The 4,057-nt window shown below is 67.9% G+C and carries 6 protein-coding genes; 4 read left to right on the top strand and 2 right to left on the bottom strand.

Annotated elements, in window-relative coordinates; genetic code table 11:
* Positions 1-253 (top strand): rhodanese-like domain-containing protein (locus ACIQ67_RS19950; RefSeq protein ID WP_397536119.1); only part of this gene is annotated, 253 nt, incomplete at its 5' end.
* 28 nt (positions 254-281) lie between these two features.
* Positions 282-677, top strand: coding sequence for a DUF302 domain-containing protein (locus ACIQ67_RS19945; RefSeq protein ID WP_397536118.1), 396 nt, complete (start codon positions 282-284; stop codon positions 675-677).
* A gap of 62 nt (positions 678-739) precedes the next feature.
* On the opposite strand, the gene ACIQ67_RS19940 is transcribed toward ACIQ67_RS19945, so the two are convergent.
* Entirely contained in the window at positions 740-1,450 is a 711-nt protein-coding gene (locus tag ACIQ67_RS19940; protein ID WP_397536117.1) for a glutathione S-transferase N-terminal domain-containing protein, read from the bottom strand.
* Positions 1,451-1,568: 118 nt separating this feature from the next.
* Here ACIQ67_RS19940 and ACIQ67_RS19935 point away from each other — a divergent pair, with 118 nt between their 5' ends.
* Together ACIQ67_RS19935 and ACIQ67_RS19930 are read left to right on the top strand one after the other, a co-directional pair.
* Positions 1,569-2,762 (top strand): esterase/lipase family protein, encoded by a 1,194-nt coding sequence (locus ACIQ67_RS19935; RefSeq protein ID WP_397536116.1) that lies wholly within the window; start codon positions 1,569-1,571, stop codon positions 2,760-2,762.
* 94 nt (positions 2,763-2,856) lie between these two features.
* A complete protein-coding gene (locus ACIQ67_RS19930) occupies positions 2,857-3,645 on the top strand; it encodes a substrate-binding periplasmic protein (protein ID WP_397536115.1) in 789 nt (262 codons plus the stop codon).
* Between the two features lie 10 nt (positions 3,646-3,655).
* Here ACIQ67_RS19930 and ACIQ67_RS19925 read toward each other — a convergent pair.
* Positions 3,656-4,057: XdhC family protein (locus ACIQ67_RS19925; RefSeq protein WP_397536114.1), on the bottom strand; the 402-nt coding region annotated here is incomplete at its 5' end.

Here is a 4,057-nt window from a genome sequence, read left to right as displayed (position 1 = left end):
GCTGGACGTGCGCGATGCCGGCCAGTTCGCCAAGGGCCATATTCCTGGCGCGGTCAACATCGAATGGCGCCGCGTCTTCGCCGAGCGTGCCAAGCTACCCAAGGACAAGACCATCCTCGCCTATTGCAACACCGGCTCCTTCTCGGGGCAGGTGGCGATGGCCTTGCGCATGGCCGGCTTCGAGAACGTGCGCATCCTGCACGGCGGCTATGGCGAGTGGAAAGCCGCACAGGCGCGCGGCGCCGGCAAGTGACCCCAGCCTCCACACCCAGGAGAACCGCATGAGCAACAGCAGCTATGTTTTTGGCAAGACCGTTTCAATGCCCTTCGACGAGGCGCACAAGCGCATCACCGAGGAACTGGCCAAGGTCGGCTTCGGCATCCTGACCGAGATCGATGTGCAGGCCACGATGAAGAAGAAGATCGATCTGGACATGCCGCCCTACCGCATCCTGGGCGCCTGCAACCCGGGCTTCGCCAGCCGAGCCATCGCAGCCGAACCGCAGATCGGCGCGTTGCTGCCCTGCAATGTGGTGGTGCGTCAGGACGCCGGCGGCAGCGTGTACGTCGAGATGATGGACCCAAACGCGATCATGCAGATGGTCGACAAGCCCGAGGTGCATGCGCTGTCCAAAGAGGTGCGCCAGAAGCTGGAGCAGGCGCTGGCAGCCATCTGAGCGGCGGCAGCGAACGGGGCGGCGCGCCGCCGTGGCCAGCGGCCGCGCGCACCAAGGCGAGCTCAGGCCGCCGGACGCGCCGGGATCGTCAGGCCACGCTGCACCGCCGGCCTGGCCTTGAAGGCGGCCAGCACGCGCTGCACCTCGGCGAAATCCGCCATCCCCACCAGCCCACCCGCTTCATAGTGGTTCAGCAGGTTGTTGACCCAGGGGAGGATCGCAATGTCGGCAATCGTGTACTCGCCGCCCATGATCCAGTCGCGGCCAGCCAGGCGCTGGTTCAGCACGCCCAGCAAGCGGCGTGACTCGGCCACATAGCGGTCGCGCGGCCGCTTGTCCTCATAGTCCTTGCCGGCAAATTTGTGGAAGAAGCCGAGCTGTCCAAACATCGGGCCGACGCCGCCCATCTGGAACATCAGCCACTGCAGCGTCTCATAGCGCGCCGCCGGGTCGGCGGGCAGCAGCTGGCCGGTCTTTTCGGCCAAGTAAACCAGGATGGCGCCGGACTCGAACAGGGCCAATGGCTTCCCGCCCGGCCCATTCGGGTCGAGGATGGCCGGGATCTTGTTGTTCGGGTTCAGCGACAGGAACTCGGGCGAAAGCTGATCGTTCTGGTCGAAGCGCACCAGTTGCGGCTCGTAAGGCAGGCCGATCTCTTCCAGCATGATGGAAACCTTGACGCCATTGGGCGTGGGCAGCGAATAGAGCTGCAGGCGCTCGGGATGCTGGGTAGGCCATTTGCGGGTGATGGGAAACGCGGAAAGATCGGTCATGTCGGGTCCGTGAAGAAAGCAGGGCTCACCCGATTCTGCAACCTGGCGGCCCAGCCTGCCGGCACTCGGGTTTGGCGCAGATCAGCCCGCGAACGCTGCGCGGCCCCATACTGAGCCCATGAGCCGACGCCCTACCCTCAAGACCTCGGACCTGCGCGGCGCCACCCGCCTGGCCACCGATGCCACCACCGCGCTGGCCGATCTGGTCGAAGCCATGCATGCCGGCGTCGTGCGCGCGCCCGATGGCCGCACCAGTGGCATCGCGGGCCTGGTCTACAAGAGCATCCGCGGCGTCACACGTCTGGTCGGCGGCAGCCTGGAGGCCTTGCTGGCGCTGCTGCAGCCCGCCCTGGCCACCGATGCAGCCCACGCCAGCACCGAGCGCGAGGCCGTGGTGGCAGCGCTCAACGGCGTGATGGGCGACTACCTGGCCGCCAGCGCGAATCCGCTGGCCATCCCGATGACGCTGCGCCACGCCGGCCGCGTGCTACCGCTTGAGAGGGCCGCGCTGGCCGCCGACCCCCAGGCGCGCGGCGGCCGACTGCTGGTGCTGCTGCACGGCCTGTGCATGAACGATCTGCAATGGCGCCGCGCCGGCCACGACCATGGCCAGATGCTGGCCGAATCGCTGGGCTACACGCCGCTCTATCTGCACTACAACAGCGGCCAGCACATCTCGCTGAACGGCCACGCCTTCGCGCACAAGCTGGAGCAACTGCTGGACGCCTGGCCGCAGCCCGTCGAGCGCCTGGTACTGCTGGGCCACAGCATGGGCGGCCTGTTGATGCGCAGCGCGATGCACCAGGGTGCGTCCCTGGGCCAGAGCTGGGTGGAGCGGGTCGACGACATGGTGTTTCTCGGCACGCCGCACCATGGCGCGCCGCTGGAGCGTGCCGGCAACTGGGTGACGCTGCTGCTGGGCGCTGCGCCCTATGCGGCACCGCTTGCGCGCCTGGGCAAGCTGCGCAGCGCCGGCATCACCGATCTGCGCCACGGCAGCCTGCTGGACGAAGACTGGGTGGGCCGCGACCGCTTCGCCCACGGCCCGCATCGGCCGCAGCCGGTGCCACTGCCGGCCGGCCCGCGCTGCTATGCGCTGGCCGCCAGCACCGGCCGGCGCAACGGCGATGTGAAGGACAAGCTGCTGGGCGACGGCCTGGTGCCGCTGGACAGCGCGTTGGGCCGCCACGCTGATGCCGCGCGCTGCCTGCAGTTCGCGCCCGAGCGCCAATGGCAGGGCTGGGAGCTCAACCACCTGGACCTGCTTAGCAGCCCGCAGGTGGCCGAGCAGCTGAAAGATTGGCTGGCCTGAACCTGGATCAAGAGTTCCCTTGTGGCGGGGGCTGGCGCCCGAGCACCGGGGGGCACAATCGTGGCCAGCTGCCATCCTCAAGCTGATGCCCGCGATGAATGATCGACGCCGTTTCCTCTGTACCAGTCTAGCGCTCGGCGCTGCGACCAGCAGCCAGGCCTTGAGCGCTGCGCCCGCCCGGCCTGTGGTCCGCCTGGGCATCGGCGATTGGGCGCCGTTCTTTTCAGCCGATCTTCCCGGACAGGGCCTGTTCGCGCAGATTGTCAGCCTGGCTTTCGAACGCGCAGGCTATGCGGTCCACTACGAGCAGATGCCCTGGCGGCGTGCGCTGGCCGACATGGAGCAAGGTCTGCTGGATGGCTCGCCGGGCTGGGCCTTCACCGAGGAGCGCGCGGCCAAGTTCCTCTACAGCGACCCGGTGCTGATGTCGCGTGATGCCTTGTTCTTCCTGAAGGCCCGGCCGCTTGAGTTCCAGACCGACGAACAGATCCAGGGCAGCCTGCTGGGCGCCACCGCCGGCTACTTCTATGGCCCGCTGATCCAGCAGTACGAAGCGCAGAACCTAATCCGGCTTGATCGCGCGCCCAACGACGAAGCCAGCCTGCGCAAGCTGCTGCTGGGCCGCGTCGATGCCGTGCTGATGAACCGCGAAACCGGGCTGCATCTGCTGGCCACGCGTTTCTCCGCCGAGGAGCGCGCGCAGTTTGATGTGGCACGGCGCTTCATCAGTGCCAAGACCTCGCACCTGCTGATGAGCCGTGCTCGGCCAGGCGTGACAGGCCTGCTGGGCGCCTTCAACCAGGGGCTCGCCGCGCTGCATCGCGCCGGCGAGATCCAGCGCATCCTCGGCGACCTGCCAGCCACCAGGCTGCCGCGGCGCTGAGGCGCTGACTTCAGCCCGCGGGCCAGACCTGCATCAGCTGCGCCACCACAGCCAGCGCAATCACCTCGGGCTGCTTGCCCGTGATGCCCGGCAGGCCGATCGGGCAGGTAACGGCGGCCAGCTCCTGGGCCGTGAACCCGCGCGCCTCCAGCCGGTGCCGGAACACCGCCCACTTGCTCTTGCTGCCGATCAGGCCGATGAAGGCCAGATCGCCCTTCTCACGCTGACGCAACAGGCAGGCGGCCAGCACATCCAGGTCTTCGGCATGGCTGAAGCTCATGATCAGCACACGGGCGCCAGGCGCGACATCGCGCACGGCGGCCTGCACCGGATCGGAATGCTCGGCCCGCACCGAGGGCGGCAGATCTTCGGGAAAGATCTCGTCGCGGCTGTCGAACCACTGCACGCTGGC

Source organism: Roseateles sp., from assembly GCF_044373315.1.
Taxonomy (GTDB): domain Bacteria; phylum Pseudomonadota; class Gammaproteobacteria; order Burkholderiales; family Burkholderiaceae_C; genus JACDQM01.
This window is presented reverse-complemented; position numbering and strand designations above follow the sequence as displayed.